This is a genomic window from Streptomyces sp. 3N207 (genome assembly GCF_052246355.1).
GTDB lineage: Bacteria > Actinomycetota > Actinomycetes > Streptomycetales > Streptomycetaceae > Streptomyces.
Map to the genome: position 1 here is coordinate 360,499 of NZ_JBQQBV010000003.1, position 14,902 is coordinate 375,400.

Sequence of the window (14,902 nt, forward strand, 5' to 3'; positions counted from 1 at the left end):
CAAACTATTTGATGAGGTCTTTACCTACTTGGTGTGCCCCCTGTCACACGCAGGTGTGACAGTACGCGTCTCCCGGTGACGGCAGCCGCTATGTCTGGTATTGGGCTTTTGCCGGTTACCGGGCCGCTCAGTCATGGGTGTTGATCTTCTTCGGCCGGGTGAACTGCCGACGCTCCCCGATGGCTGTTGCACCGTTCAGTCCGGCCATCACGGGCTCGCGCTCCGGCTCTTCGGCCGTCTCCGCCGCGGGAACCGGGTCCTCGCCGGGCCCCGGCGGAGTCGGGGTGACCTCGGCGACCGCCGGCTCTTCCCCGGAACGCCGGTACCGCGGCGGCAGTGCGCGCTGCGCCCAGGCAGGCACCCGCGGGGTGTAGCGCGGCATCAGCAGCACCACCAGGCCCACGGCGCTCAGCAGCACGATCGCCAGCACGATGGCCAGGCTGGAAGAACGCACCGAGAAGGCCACGGCGCCGAAGGCGATCAACGCGGCCCAGAAGTACATGATCAGCACCGCGCGGCTGTGCGAGTGCCCGATCTCCAGCAGCCGGTGGTGCAGATGGCCCCGGTCGGCCGCGAACGGCGAGCGCCCGTTCCAGGTGCGCCGCACGATCGCCATGACAAGGTCGGCGACCGGGATCGCGATGATGCTCAGCGGCAGCAGGAGCGGCATGTACAGGGGCACCATCGTGTGCACAGCGGACTTCACCGAACCGGTGTGCTCGACCATCACGTCCGGGTCGACCTGGCCGGTGACGGAGACCGCGCCCGCCGCCAGCACGAGGCCGATCAGCATGGAGCCCGAGTCGCCCATGAAGATCCGCGCCGGGTGCATGTTGTGCGGCAGGAAGCCCAGGCACATGCCCATCAGCACGGCTGCGAAGAGTGTGGCCGGAGCCGCGGCCTCGATGCCGTAGCCGTACCAGATGCGGTAGGCGTACATGAAGAACGCCACCCCGGCGATGCACACCATGCCCGCCGCGAGGCCGTCCAGCCCGTCCACGAAGTTCACCGCGTTGATGGTGATGACCACCAGCGCGACGGTCAGCAGCGTGCCCTGGAACGGGGTGAGCGCGACATTTCCCACACCCGGCACCGGCAGCCACAGGATCGTCAGGCCCTGGAGCACCATCACACCGGCGGCGATCATCTGGCCGCCCAGCTTCACCAGCGCGTCGACGCCCCACTTGTCGTCCAGCACGCCGATCAGCCAGATCAGACCGGCGCCCGAGAGCAGCGCGCGGGGTTCGTCGGAAAGGGTGAACAGCTCGCCGATGTTGGTCAGTTGCGAGGCCACCAGCAGCCCGGCGCACAGCCCGCCGAACATCGCGATGCCGCCGAGCCGCGGCGTCGGCTCCCGGTGCACGTCGCGCGCCCGCACCGGCGGCATCGCGCCCGCCGCGATGGCGAACTTCCGCACCGGCCCGGTCAGCAGATAGGTGACCGCAGCCGTGACGCACAGCGTCAGCAGATATTCACGCACGGGCTCCCCAAAAGTCTCGCGGGCTGCTCAGGCCCACACCATAGGACACGCTCACTCCTGCCTGCCGGTTCTCGGTGGTGCTTCTACGTGTGCGCGGGAACACCCGTCAAGGCGGTGACCACCGGGTCCAGTGCTCCGCTGATCTCCTCGCCGACGCTGCGGAAGTACGGGATCGGCGCCCCGTACGGGTCGTAGATCTCGTCCGCCTCCGGGCTGGGCGCCAGCAGCCAGCCGCGCAGGGCGGCCGCCGCCTGGACCAGTGCGTGCGCGCGCTCCACCACGCCCTCAGGGCTGCCTGCGGCCGGCAGGGTCGCGGGGTCTATGGCCCGCACCAGCCGGGTGAACTCCTTGAGCGTGAAGGTGCGCAGACCTGCTGAGTGGCCCATGGAGATGACCTGGGCCCGGTGGTCGCGGGTGGCCGTCAGCACCAGATCGGCGCGGATCACATGCTCGTCGAGCAGCTCCCGGCCGGTGAACCCCGAGGCGTCCGCGCCGTGTTCGAGCAGCACGGCCACCGCGTTCTCCTCCATGGGCGCGCCCTCGTGGCCCCATGTCCCCGCGCTCTCGACCACGAGGCCGCCCATGCGGCGCTCCCCGAGCCGTTCGGCCAGGGCATGGCGGGTGAGCCGCTCGGTGATCGGCGAGCGGCACACGTTGCCTGTGGAGACGTGGAGGATACGGAACGCGCCGTCGGCGCCGCTTATGCCGCCGGTCTCGGCCGGCCCACGCCCGGGTGGGGCGGTCACTACGGGGCCACCTCCAGGCCCGGTACGACCTTGCGGAGCTCGTCGGCGTCGATGGCACCCGCGCGCAGCAGGACGGGCACCGAGCCGGTGACGTCCACGATGGACGAGGGCACGTTGTCCTGCGTGGGCCCGCCGTCCAGGTAGACGGCGACCGACTCGCCCAGCATCTCCTGGGCCGCGTCACAGTCCATCGGCGCCGGGTGCCCGGTCAGGTTCGCCGAGGAGACGGCCATCGGGCCGAACTCGTTCAGCAGCTCGATGGCGACCGGGTGCAGCGGCATCCGGACCGCCACCGTGCCGTGCGTCTCCCCCAGGTCCCAGGTCAGCGACGGCTGGTGCCGCGCCACCAGAGTGAGCGCTCCGGGCCAGAAGGCGTCGACCAGCTCCCAGGCTGTCTCGGAGAAGTCCGTGACCAGGCCGTGCAGCGTGTTCGGCGAGCCCACCAGCACCGGCGAGGGCATACCGCGCCCGCGGCCCTTGGCCTCCAGCAGATCACCGACCGCATCGGCGCTGAAGGCGTCGGCGCCGACACCGTAGACGGTGTCCGTCGGCAGCACGACGAGTTCTCCGCGCCTGACGGCCGAGGCGGCCTCGCGCAGACCCGTCGCCCGGTCGGTCGCGTCGGAGCAGTCGTATCGCCGTGCCATTACGGCACCTCCCTGCGTGCGGTGGCAAAACGGGGCCGGTTGTTGAGGTCGGGGTGGTCCGCGGCGTCAGCCCAGCCACGGTCCTCGGTGAAGATCCAGGGCACCTGCCCGCCCTGGGTGTCGGCGTGCTCGATGACCACGACGCCGCCCGGACGCAGCAGCCGGTGGGCGGTGCGCTCCAGGCCGCGGATGACGTCCAGGCCGTCCTCGCCGGAGAACAGCGCGATCTGCGGATCGTGATCGCGGGCTTCCGGCGCCACATGCTCCCACTCGGTGAGCGGAATGTAGGGCGGATTGGAGATCACGAGGTCCACCTGGCCGTCGAGCTCGGCCAGCGCGGTACGCGCGTCCCCCTGGTGCAGCGTCACCCGGGAGCCCTCGACGTTCTTGCGCGCCCACACCAGGGCCGCCTCGTCCAGCTCCACGGCGTGCACCCGGGAGCGGGGCACCTCCTGGGCGAGGGCCAGCGCGATGGCCCCGGAACCGGTGCACAGGTCCACGATCAGCGGCTCGGCCACATCCATGGCCCGTACCGCGTCTATCGCCCAGCCGACCACGGACTCGGTCTCCGGCCGGGGTACGAAGACCCCCGCTCCGACGTGCAGCTCCAGATAGCGGAAGAAGGCGCGCCCGGTGATGTGCTGAAGCGGTTCGCGGGCCTCGCGGCGGGCCACGGCCTCCCAGTAGCGCGCGTCGAAGTCGGCGTCGGCGACGCGGTGCAGCTCCCCCCGTCCGACGCCGTGCACCCAGGCGGCCAGCTCCTCGGCATCGAAGCGCGGCGAGGGCACGCCGGCGTCGGCCAGCCGTTGTGTGGCCTGCGCCACCTCGGCGAGCAGCACGTTCACTCCGTCCCCCTCCCGGGTGTCACTGAGCGGCGGCCAGCTTGGCCGCGGAATCCGCGTCCACGCACGCCTGGATCACGGGGTCGAGCTCGCCGTCCAGCACCTGGTCCAGGTTGTAGGCCTTGAAGCCGACGCGGTGGTCCGAGATGCGGTTCTCCGGGAAGTTGTAGGTGCGCACCCGCTCCGACCTGTCGACCGTCCGGACCTGGCTGCGGCGGGCGTCCGACGCCTCCTTCTCGGCCTCCTCCTGCGCCGCGGCCAGCAGCCGGGCACGCAGGATGCGCAGGGCCTGCTCCTTGTTCTGGAGCTGGCTCTTCTCGTTCTGGCAGGAGACGACGATGCCGGTCGGCTCGTGGGTGATGCGCACAGCCGAGTCGGTGGTGTTCACCGACTGTCCGCCGGGCCCGGAGGAGCGGTAGACGTCGATACGCAGATCGTTCGGGTTGATCTCCACATCCACGTCCTCCGCCTCCGGCAGCACCAGGACACCGGCGGCCGAGGTGTGGATACGGCCCTGCGACTCGGTGGCGGGCACCCGCTGTACGCGGTGCACTCCGCCCTCGTACTTCAGGCGCGCCCACACGCCCTGTCCCGGCTCGGCCGAGCCCTTGGACTTCACCGCGACCTGGACGTCCTTGTAGCCGCCCAGATCGGACTCGTTGGACTCGATCAGCTCGGTCTTCCAGCCGTTGCGCTCGGCGTAGCGCAGATACATCCGCAGCAGATCGCCGGCGAACAGTGCGGACTCGTCGCCGCCCTCGCCCGCCTTGATCTCCAGGATGACGTCCTTGTCGTCGCTGGGGTCGCGCGGGACCAGCAGCAGCCGCAGCCGCTCGGTCAGCTCCTCGCGGCGCCGCTCCAGCTCCTTGACCTCGTCGGCGAAGTCCGGGTCCTCCGCGGCCAGTTCCCGCGCGGTGCCGATGTCGTCCCCGGTCCGCTTCCAGTCGCTGTAGGCGGTGATGATCGGGGTGAGTTCGGCGTAGCGCTTGTTGAGCCGGCGGGCACCCGCCTGGTCGGCATGGATCGCCGGATCGGCGAGCCGCCGCTCCAGGTCGGCGTGCTCGCCGACGAGTTCCTCGACCGCCTCGAACATCGTGGCCATCCCTTACTGATGAGTGGGGGCGCCGCCCCGCCGGGAGGGGCGGGCGGGCACCGGGGCGCTGAGCACCAAAAGAGCGCCGGGCCGCGCTGCCCGGCAAGGGGGCAGCCGCGGACCGGCGCTGTGGTGTCGCTACTTCTTGGCGCTGCCGGCGCTCTTGCCGAAGCGGGCCTCGAAGCGGGCCACGCGGCCACCGGTGTCGAGGATCTTCTGCTTGCCGGTGTAGAACGGGTGGCAGGCCGAGCAGATGTCGGCGCGGATCATGCCTTCCGGCATGGTGCTACGCGTGGTGAACGAGTTGCCACAGGTGCAGCTCACCTGGGTCTCGCGGTACTCGGGGTGGATGTCGCGCTTCAAGGTCACTCCTAGGTTCGGGAGGGCACCGGGTCGGGATACGGGTTGTTTCCCGTGAACCGGGGCCGACGGTCCAGTTTGCCACTGGTTCCCGCACCCCCCAAAACCGGGGGGATGCACCCGGTATTCCCCACCGCCGGTGTCCGCCCCGTACCGCCTGCCGGCGCCGTCAGCGACCGGTCGCCTTCTCGGCGCTCGCCCGGGGCGCCGCCTGGGCCTTGTCGCGCACCACACCGCCTATGTCGGTCTTGTCCCCCGCCGAGCCCTTGGTGGCGGACTTCGGCACCGGCTTGTCGTGCTTGATCGCGGACCAGACCTTCCCGGTCTTGGAGTCGATCTGCACGACGCGGTTCGGGTCCTGGGGGTCGTACTGGACCGGCAGCGTCGTCATCTGGATGTCGTCGGACTTGATGCCCTTGAGCATCTTCGCCATGCCGGTCAGCTTGCCGACCGAGTCCAGGTCGGAGTCGGTGGTGATCGCCGAGGTCGCGGTGTCGGCGAGGTCGTAGAGCTTCTTGGGGCTGCTGAAGACGCCGACGCTGTTTACCTGGTCGATGAGCGCCTTGAGGAACGCCTGCTGGAGCTGGATACGGCCCAGGTCGCTGCCGTCGCCCACCCCGTGCCGGGTACGGACCAGGCCCAGGGACTGCTCACCGTTCAGGCGGTGGGTGCCCGCCTTGAGGTTCAGGTGGCTGTCCTTGTCGTTGATCGCCTTGTGGGTGGTCATCTCGACGCCACCGAGGGTGTTGATCAGCCGCTGGAAGCCGGCGAAATCGACCTCGAGGTAGTGGTCCATCCGGACCCCGGAGAGGGATTCCACGGTCTTGACGGCGCATGCGGGGCCGCCGACCTTGTAGGCGGAGTTGAACATCGCCTGCTGGGCCGGAACGGTCTTGCCGGCCGCGGATCCGTCGCCCTTGCAGCTCGGCCGCTGCACGATGGTGTCCCGGGGGATCGAGACGACGCTGGCCTTGTCGTGCTTCTCGTTGATGTGCAGCACCATCGCGGTGTCCGAGCGGGCGCCGCCCTCGTTCTTGCCGAACTTCGCGTTCGCCCCGGCGCGGCTGTCAGAGCCGAGCACGAGTATGTCCATCGAGCCGTTCGGTACGTCCTGCGGACGGTCGGTGCCCAGCGCCGCGTTGATGTCGACGCCGGATATGTTGCCGTCCAGCTTGAAGTAGACGAAGCCGAGACTTGTCCCGCCGAGCACGACCGCCCCCGCGACGGTCCAGGCTGCGGCCCGCACGGCACGCCGGCGTCCGCTGAGCGGCTTGCGACGACGGCCGGAGGCACCTATGCCCCCGGAGCGGCGTGCTGCCGCCGTGTCGCCCTCGTAGCTGTCGCCCGCCATGGTCACTTCCCTCAGTCCTGCCTCGTGGCGCCGTTGTCCCGCCTGGACGTCGTCCGATGGAGACGTTGTCCCGTGGGGACGCTGTGTCTCGCCCGAAGGGTTGCACAACAGGTCACCGCACGCGCCAGGAGCGCGTTACGTGACAGCGACGCACGGACCGGGCCGCAACGCGGCACTGCTCCCGTTTTACCTGCGACGACGTACCCTCGCCTGCCGAGCCCACACCGGTTACCGGCGGGGAGGGGTTGTGGGCAAGCTCTCAGCAGCCAAAACAGACCGCGAGGGCCGCCCCACCGTGTGTGGTGGAGCGGCCCTCGCGTCATCCGTCCGGGCGAAGGCCCGGGCCCGCGGGCCTCAGTCCCCGTTGCCGGGCGTCGGGGTGTTCTTCTGGATCTGGAGCAGGAACTCCGCGTTGGACTTCGTCTGCTTCATCTTGTCCAGCAGCAGCTCGATGGCCTGCTGCTGGTCCAGGGCGTGCAGCACGCGCCGCAGCTTCCAGACGATCTGGAGCTCCTCGTTCGCCATGAGGATCTCTTCCTTACGGGTACCGGACGCGTCCACGTCCACCGCGGGGAAGATCCGCTTCTCGGCGAGCTTCCGGTCGAGCTTGAGCTCCATGTTGCCGGTGCCCTTGAACTCCTCGAAGATGACCTCCTCCATCCGGGAGCCGGTCTCCACCAGCGCCGCGGCGAGGATCGTCAGGGAGCCGCCGTCCTCGATGTTCCGCGCGGCACCGAAGAACTTCTTCGGCGGGTACAGCGCCGTCGAGTCGACACCACCGGAGAGGATGCGGCCCGAGGCCGGCGCCGCCAGGTTGTAGGCGCGGGCGAGCCGGGTGATGTTGTCCAGCAGGATCACCACGTCGTGCCCCAGCTCCACCAGCCGCTTCGCCCGCTCGATGGCCAGCTCGGCGATGGTGGTGTGGTCCTCGGCAGGGCGGTCGAAGGTCGAGGAGATGACCTCGCCCTTCACCGACCGCTGCATGTCGGTGACCTCTTCCGGACGCTCGTCGACGAGGACGACCATCAGGTGGCACTCGGGGTTGTTCCGCGTGATCGAGTTCGCGATCGACTGGAGCACCGTGGTCTTGCCCGCCTTCGGCGGGGCCACGATCAGACCGCGCTGCCCCTTGCCGACCGGCGAGACCAGGTCGATGATCCGCGAGGTCAGATGGTTCGGCTCGGTCTCCAGCCGCAGTCGGTCCTGCGGGTAGAGCGGGGTGAGCTTGTTGAACTCGGAACGGCCCTTGCCGTCGTCGGGCGACATGCCGTTGACCGAGTCCAGGCGGACCAGCGCGTTGAACTTCTCGCGCCGCTCGCCCTCCCGCGGCTGGCGCACCGCGCCGGTGACGTGGTCTCCCTTGCGCAGGCCGTTCTTGCGGACCTGGGCCAGCGAGACGTACACGTCGTTCGGCCCCGGCAGGTAGCCGGAGGTGCGCACGAACGCGTAGTTGTCGAGGATGTCGAGGATGCCCGCGACGGGGATCAGGACGTCGTCCTCGGCGATCTGCGGCTCGAAGTCCTCCCGGCCGCCGCGCCGGCCCCGGCGGTCGCGGTAGCGGCCACGCCGCCCGCGACGGCCGCCGCCCTCGTCGTCGAAGCCTTCGTCCCGGCGACCGCCGCCGCCGGCCTGGCTCTGCTGCTGGCCGCCACCGCCGCCGTCGCTCTTGCCACGGCTGCGGTCGCGGTCGCGGTCACGGTCGCGCTGGCGCTCGCGCTTCGAGGGACGGTCCTGCTGCTGCTTGCCCTCGCCGGAGGGGCCGCCGCCCTTGCCGTCCTTCTCGGCGCGCTCGGACTTGCCGTCCTGCGCGGCCTGCTTGCCGCCGTCGCCACCGGACTTGGCGTCCGTACGGCCCTCGGCGGTGTCGGCTGCGGCCTCGGCCTTGGTACGGCGGGCACGGCCGCCGCCCTCCTGGGCCGCCTTGGCGTCACCCTCGGTCTGGCCGGGGATGTCGATCTGCTGCTGGCTGCCCTGCGCCTCCGGCTGCGCGGCCTCGGACTCGCCGGTCCGGGCCCGGGAGGTGGCGCGGCGCTTCGGCTTCGCCTCCTCGGCGCCCTCGCCGCCGGACTTGGCGTCCTCGGCGGCCTTGCCTTGCTTGCTGTCGGGGGCCTTGCTCTGCTTGGTCTCGGCTGCCTTGGTCTCGGCTGCCTTGGCGCCCTTGCCCGAAGTCGCGGACGCGGGCTGCGAACTGCCGCCCGCCTGGCGCTCCTTGATGACCTCGATCAGCTGGCTCTTGCGCATCCGAGCGGTGCCCCTGATGCCGAGGCTGGAGGCGACCTGCTGGAGCTCGGCCAGAACCATGCCCTCGAGCCCCGTGCCGGAGCGCCGACGCCTGGGTGCGGCACCGGAGGCAGGCGTGGCGGATGCGTCCGTAGCGGGCGCCGCGGCACCGTCGGCTGCGGTATCGGCGTTCACGCCCATCAGATCGGTGGTGTCGCTCACGAAGGGTCCTTCCCTGGAGCGGACGTCGGCCTGTCTGGCTCGGCGACCGGTTGTGCTGTCCGGCTGGGGTCCTGTGTTCGCGGACCTGGCCGGGGCGGTGGTCCCGCCTGGATGTACGGCGGGGAGATCAGTACGTGGGTTCGGCGTGAAGCCTCGACATGGATGTCCTTCACGTCGGCTCCGGAGCGTGTTCGCCCCTACCCGGCAACAGGCCGAGCAGTGTGGGAGGCTCCTGGGAGAAGAGGTGGTCCCTGCTGGCGCTGCCAGGGGAACACACAAGCACCGCACTCTTCGAACCATCGCACTTTCCTGCGCGGGGCCCAAGTGACTGCGAGTGCAGACTTGAGGTTAACACTACCGGATCCAACAAACATTCCCCCTCTCAAAGATCCGCAACCCGCTGTCACCGGGGTCCGCTGTCCGTGCCTCCCGGTGCGATTCCGGTTCCGTTCCCGGTTCCGTCTCCGGCCTCGATTCCCGCGTTTTCGCTGGTCCGGGCAGATGCGGAGAGCGGCAGGACGCTGGCTCCTGCCAGGTCCGGGGCCAGCCGGTTCGCCGTCCAGCCCTCCCCCGCCAGCCGGGAGACCTTGTCGGCTTCGCCCTCGTCCGCGGCCAGCGCCAGCACCGTCGGTCCGGCCCCCGAGATGACGGCGGGGACGCCCTCGGCGCGCAGCCTGCCGACCAGGTCCGCGCTCTCCGTCATGGCCGGGGCCCGGTACTCCTGGTGCAGCCGGTCCTCGGTGGCGGCCAGCAGCAGCTCGGGGCGGCGCGTCAGAGCCTCGACGAGCAGCGCAGCGCGCCCCGCGTTGAACGCCGCGTCCACGTGCGGCACGGTGCGCGGGAGCAGCCCTCGCGCGGTCTGTGTGAGCAGGGGTTTCGCCGGAACGAAGACCACCGGGACGAGGGATGCCGCGGGCTCCATCCGCAAGGCGCGGGCCGCTCCGCCGTCGGTCCAGGCCAGGGTGAAGCCGCCGAGCAGGCAGGCGGCGACGTTGTCGGGGTGGCCCTCGATCTCGGTGGCGAGCTCCAGCAGCGCGGTGTCGTCCAGCCGGGCCTCACCGCCGGTGGTCACGGCGCGGGCCGCCATCACACCGGCGCAGATCGCTGCGGAGGAGGAACCGAGACCACGGCCGTGCGGAATCCGGTTGGCACATACGACCTCCAGGCCGCGCGGCTGCCCGCCCAGCAGGTCGAAGGTGGTGCGCAGGGAGCGGACGAGCAGGTGGTTCTCGTCGCGGGGCAGGGTCTCGGCGCCCTCGCCCGCGATGTCGATGTGCAGACCGGAGTCGGCGACGCGGACCACCACGTCGTCGTAGAGCCCCAGGGCGAGGCCCAGGGCGTCGAAGCCGGGGCCGAGGTTGGCGCTGGTGGCGGGGACGCGCACCCGGACGGCGGCGGCGCGGAACGCGGGACCGGCCATCTCTCGATGACTCTCCTTGGTTTGGGTTTGCGGAGCATCCCCTCGACCGCGGCTGCGCCGGACCGGTCACGGCTCCGCGCTCACCCGCGGTGGGGACGTACGGGAGTCGGGGTGAAACTCAGCCTATCGAAGGTGGGTTCACTGGCGACATAGGGCGCACAGGAGGCGCACGATGCGTGTCGTGAGCCTCGCCGTGCTTCCGCGCAGTACGCGAGCGTACAGCGCGCCGAGCCGAACCGTTGCCGCCCCCGGAAGCGGAACCGGAATCGAAGCCGGAACCGGAACCGGAATCGGAACCGGAATCGGCCCGGATGAAGCCCACAGAGGATCTGCCCAGGGAACGGGCCCGGGGAAACCAGCTCGGGCGGAACCGGTTCAGACCAGTGGCGGCCAGCCAGGTCGGACCAATGGCGGAGCCGACCCGGAGCGGGCCCGGAGCCGGGCCGGTCGGTTCTGCGGCCGGGCCCGGCCCGGCCGTGAGTCGGCTCAGGCCAGACCGAGGCGCTCGGCGGCGGCGTCCGCGTCGACGGGGACGACGATGGGCTGCGGCGCGCCCGCCACGGCCCAGTCCGGGTCCTTGAGGCCGTTGCCGGTGACGGTGCAGACGATGCGCTGTCCCGACTCGACCTTGCCCTGCTCGGTCGCCTGGATCAGGCCCGCAACCGACGCGGCCGAGGCCGGCTCGACGAAGACGCCCTCCTGCGCGGCCAACAGCCGGTAGGCACGCAGGATCTGACGGTCTGTCACGGCGTCGATGAAGCCGCCCGACTCGTCCCGCGCCTGCTCGGCCAGCGTCCAGGACGCCGGGTTGCCGATCCGGATGGCGGTGGCGATGGTGCTCGGCTCCTTGACGGCCTCGCCGCGCACGATCGGCGCGGCACCGGACGCCTGGTAACCCCACATCCGCGGCGTGCGGGTGGCCGGACCGTCCGCGTGATACTCGCGGTAGCCCTTCCAGTAGGCCGTGATGTTGCCCGCGTTGCCCACCGGGAGAACGTGGATGTCGGGCGCGTCCCCGAGCATGTCGACGATCTCGAAGGCTGCGGTCTTCTGCCCCTCGATCCGCACCGGGTTGACCGAATTGACCAGCGCCACCGGGTACTTGTCCGACAGCCCACGGGCCAGCTCCAGGCAGTCGTCGAAGTTGCCGTCGACCTGAAGGATCTTGGCGCCGTGCACCAGCGCCTGCCCCATCTTGCCCAGCGCGATCTTGCCCTGCGGCACCAGCACGGCGCAGACCATCCCGGCCCGTACGGCGTACGCGGCGGCCGACGCCGAGGTGTTGCCGGTGGAGGCGCAGATGACGGCCTGGGCCCCCTCCTCCTTGGCGCGGGTGATGGCCATCGTCATCCCGCGGTCCTTGAAGGAGCCGGTGGGGTTGGCGCCCTCGACCTTGAGGTGGACGTCGCAGCCGGTCAGCTCGGAGAGCTGCTGGGCGGGCACCAGCGGAGTGCCGCCTTCACGAAGCGTGACGGGGCTGGTCCCGGGGGCGACCGGGAGGCGGTCGCGGTACTCCTCGATGATGCCGCGCCACTGCGGGCGCCCCGCGGCGCGCATCTGTGACATCGGAGGCTCCATGACGGTCACTGTTCCTTGGCTCCCTTACTGACCATTGTCCGGCGCTGCCCATCGCGCCGTACTGCTCGCGCTGCGCGCCGCTCGCCGGGGTCGGCGCTCGGCACGTTCACTCCCCCTCGACCCGCATGATGCTGGCCACCCCGCGCACCGTGTCGAGGCCGCGCAGGGCCTCGACCGTCGCGCTGAGCGCCGCGTCCGGGGCCCGGTGGGTGACGACGACGAGCCAGGCTCCGTCGTGTGCGCCTTCCTTGCCCTTCTGCCGCACCGTGTCGATGGAGACGCCGTGCTCGGCGAAGACCGTGGCCACCTGGGCCAGTACGCCGGGTTTGTCGGCCACGTCCAGGCTGATGTGGTAGCGGGTGACCACCTCGCCCATCGGCGAGACGGGCAGCTGCGCGTACGCGGACTCGCCCGGGCCCTTGCCGCCGCTGAGCTTGTTGCGGCAGGCGGCCACCAGGTCGCCGAGCACGGCGGAGGCGGTGGGCGAGCCGCCGGCGCCGGGGCCGTAGAACATCAGCTGCCCGGCCGCCTCGGACTCGACGAACACCGCGTTGTACGCCTCGCGCACCGAGGCCAGCGGGTGGCTGAGCGGGATCATCGCGGGGTGCACCCGGGCGGTCACCGAGCGGCCGTCCTCGGCCCGCTCGCAGATGGCCAGCAGCTTGACGGTGCACCCCATGCGTTTCGCGGAGGCGATGTCGGCCGCCGTCACATCGGCGAGGCCCTCGCGGTGCACGTCGTCCAGCCGTACGCGGGTGTGGAAGGCGATGCCCGCCAGGATGGCCGCCTTCGCCGCCGCGTCGAAGCCCTCCACGTCCGCCGTCGGGTCGGCCTCGGCATAACCGAGCGCGGTGGCCTCGTCCAGCGCCTCGCTGTAGCCGGCGCCGGTGGACTCCATCCGGTCGAGGATGAAGTTGGTGGTGCCGTTGACGATGCCCAGCACCCGGTTGACCTTGTCGCCCGCCAGGGACTCGCGCAGCGGCCGCACCAGCGGGATGGCGGCGGCCACCGCCGCCTCGTAGAAGAGGTCGACGCCGTACTTCTCGGCGGACTCGTGGAGGGTGGAGCCGTCCTCGGCCAGCAGTGCCTTGTTCGCGGTCACGACGCTGGAACCGTGCTCGAACGCCGAGGTGATCAGGGCCCGCGCAGGCTCCAGGCCGCCGATGACCTCCACAGCCACGTCGATGTCCTCGCGCGCGGCGAGCGCCGCCGCGTCGGTGGTGATCAGCGCGGGGTCGATACCCGCACGGACCCGGTCGGGCCGGCGTACGGCGACCCCGGCCAGCTCGACCGGGGCACCGATGCGCTGGGCGAGGTCCTCCGCGTGCGTCGTCATGATGCGTGCCACCTCTGAGCCGACGACCCCACAGCCCAGCAGCGCCACCTTCAGCGGACGCGTACGCATCATCTGACCTCTTTTTCTCGACTTCTTCTCTTCCGAGCCGACGTCCGGCCCGTCGGACCCGGCGCTCCGTCGCGTCAAGTCTCACTTACCGAAACGGAGATTCCACGCCTGGTCCAGTATGTGGGATCTATATCTCGCTAACCGACATCGAGTCGCAGGAGATCTTCCTCCGTCTCGCGCCGCAGGATCGTCCGCGCCTCCCCGTCCCGCACGGCGATGACCGGCGGACGCAGCGCGTGGTTGTAGTTGCTCGCCATCGACCGGCAGTACGCGCCGGTCGCGGGCACGGCCAGCAGATCGCCGGGCGCCAGGTCCGCGGGCAGGAACGCGTCCCGTACGACGATGTCACCGCTCTCGCAGTGCTTGCCGACGACCCGGCTGAGCATCGGCTCCGCGACGGAGGCCCGGGAGACCAGCGCCACGCTGTACTCCGCGTCGTACAGCGCCGTGCGGATGTTGTCCGACATCCCGCCGTCCACGCTCACATACGTACGCAGCCCCTCCAGCTCCTTGAGCGTGCCGACCTCGTAGAGCGTGAACGCAGTCGGCCCGACGATGGCCCGCCCCGGCTCCACCGACAGCCGCGGCACCGCCAGCCCCGCCACCTCGCACTCGCGCGTGACGATGTCACCCAGCGACTTGGCGATCTCGTGCGGCTCCCGGGGGTCGTCCTCGGGCGTGTAGGCGATCCCTAGTCCCCCGCCCAGGTCGATCTCGGGCAGCTCGATCCCGTGCTCGTCCCGGATCTGGGTCAGCAGCCCCACCACGCGGCGGGCCGAGACCTCGAAGCCGGCCATGTCGAAGATCTGCGAGCCGATGTGCGAGTGGATGCCGATCAGCTCCAGGCTGTCCAGCCTCAGCACCCGGCGCACGGCCTCGGCGGCCCCTCCGTCGGCCAATGCCAGCCCGAACTTCTGGTCCTCGTGCGCGGTCGCGATGAACTCGTGCGTGTGCGCCTCGACACCGACCGTGACCCGGATCTGTACCGGCTGGCGCCGCCCGAGCCGCTCCGCGGCGTGCGCGACCCGGGCGATCTCCTGGAAGGAGTCCAGCACGATCCGGCCCACGCCCGCCTCGACGGCCCGGTGGATCTCCTCGTTCGACTTGTTGTTGCCGTGCAGCGCGATCCGCTCGGCGGGCATCCCGGCGGCCAGCGCGGTCGCCAGCTCGCCGCCGGAGCACACGTCGAGGTTCAGCCCCTCCTCGTACAGCCAGCGCACGACAGCACGGGAGAGGAACGCCTTCCCGGCGTAGAACACATCGGCGTCCCGACCGAAGGCGTCCCGCCATGCGCGGCAACGGGCGCGGAAATCCGTCTCGTCCAGCACATACGCCGGAGTACCGAACTCCTCGGCGATCTTCCGTACGTCCAGCCCGCCGACGGCGACGGCTCCGTCCTGCGTGCGCTCGACGGTCTGCGACCACACGCGCGGGTCGAGCGAGTTGAGGTCCGCCGGGGGCGCCGTGTAGTGGCCCTCGGGGAGAACGTCGGCGTACCGGGGTCCTGCCGGGTGTGCGGAACGGCTCATGATCGTGTC

Annotated in this window: 12 protein-coding genes; all 12 read right to left on the minus strand. The window is 70.7% G+C overall.

All coding sequences use genetic code 11. The features are described from left to right. Positions 1 to 127 precede the first annotated feature (127 nt). Positions 128 to 1,480 (minus strand): MraY family glycosyltransferase, encoded by a 1,353-nt coding sequence (locus tag ACTWP9_RS07120; RefSeq protein WP_443245124.1) that lies wholly within the window; start codon positions 1,478 to 1,480, stop codon positions 128 to 130. An 83-nt stretch (positions 1,481 to 1,563) separates the two neighbouring features. Next, the gene (locus tag ACTWP9_RS07125; protein ID WP_443245125.1) at positions 1,564 to 2,226 is read right to left on the minus strand and encodes an arsenate reductase/protein-tyrosine-phosphatase family protein; all 663 of its coding nucleotides are present in this window, start codon (positions 2,224 to 2,226) and stop codon (positions 1,564 to 1,566) included. Beyond that, positions 2,226 to 2,873 (minus strand): L-threonylcarbamoyladenylate synthase, encoded by a 648-nt coding sequence (locus ACTWP9_RS07130; protein WP_433099491.1) that lies wholly within the window; start codon positions 2,871 to 2,873, stop codon positions 2,226 to 2,228. The genes ACTWP9_RS07125 and ACTWP9_RS07130 overlap by 1 nt, the downstream gene beginning before the upstream one ends. Next, the gene (gene prmC, locus ACTWP9_RS07135; protein ID WP_443245126.1) at positions 2,873 to 3,718 is read right to left on the minus strand and encodes a peptide chain release factor N(5)-glutamine methyltransferase; all 846 of its coding nucleotides are present in this window, start codon (positions 3,716 to 3,718) and stop codon (positions 2,873 to 2,875) included. The genes ACTWP9_RS07130 and prmC overlap by 1 nt, the downstream gene beginning before the upstream one ends. Before the next feature lie 19 nt (positions 3,719 to 3,737). After that, on the minus strand, positions 3,738 to 4,808 hold the full coding sequence (gene prfA, locus ACTWP9_RS07140; protein WP_443245259.1) for a peptide chain release factor 1: 1,071 nt from the start codon (positions 4,806 to 4,808) through the stop codon (positions 3,738 to 3,740). Positions 4,809 to 4,946: 138 nt separating this feature from the next. Beyond that, positions 4,947 to 5,171, minus strand: a complete 225-nt coding sequence (gene rpmE / locus ACTWP9_RS07145) for a 50S ribosomal protein L31 (RefSeq protein WP_443245127.1) — start codon at positions 5,169 to 5,171, stop codon at positions 4,947 to 4,949. A gap of 166 nt (positions 5,172 to 5,337) precedes the next feature. Then, the gene (locus tag ACTWP9_RS07150) at positions 5,338 to 6,519 is read right to left on the minus strand and encodes an LCP family protein (RefSeq protein ID WP_443245128.1); all 1,182 of its coding nucleotides are present in this window, start codon (positions 6,517 to 6,519) and stop codon (positions 5,338 to 5,340) included. A 354-nt stretch (positions 6,520 to 6,873) separates the two neighbouring features. Beyond that, positions 6,874 to 8,961, minus strand: coding sequence for a transcription termination factor Rho (gene rho, locus ACTWP9_RS07155; protein ID WP_443245129.1), 2,088 nt, complete (start codon positions 8,959 to 8,961; stop codon positions 6,874 to 6,876). 403 nt (positions 8,962 to 9,364) lie between these two features. Further along, positions 9,365 to 10,381, minus strand: coding sequence for a homoserine kinase (gene thrB, locus ACTWP9_RS07160; RefSeq protein ID WP_443245130.1), 1,017 nt, complete (start codon positions 10,379 to 10,381; stop codon positions 9,365 to 9,367). A gap of 486 nt (positions 10,382 to 10,867) precedes the next feature. After that, complete coding sequence (gene thrC / locus ACTWP9_RS07165) at positions 10,868 to 11,938, minus strand: threonine synthase (RefSeq protein WP_443245260.1); 1,071 nt, start codon at positions 11,936 to 11,938, stop codon at positions 10,868 to 10,870. 127 nt (positions 11,939 to 12,065) lie between these two features. Further along, positions 12,066 to 13,364 carry a homoserine dehydrogenase gene (locus ACTWP9_RS07170; RefSeq protein ID WP_443245261.1) on the minus strand — a complete coding sequence of 433 codons (1,299 nt, stop codon included), beginning with the start codon at positions 13,362 to 13,364 and terminating at the stop codon, positions 12,066 to 12,068. Positions 13,365 to 13,501: 137 nt separating this feature from the next. Next, entirely contained in the window at positions 13,502 to 14,893 is a 1,392-nt protein-coding gene (gene lysA, locus ACTWP9_RS07175) for a diaminopimelate decarboxylase (protein WP_443245131.1), read from the minus strand. Between the last annotated feature and the right edge of the window lie 9 nt (positions 14,894 to 14,902).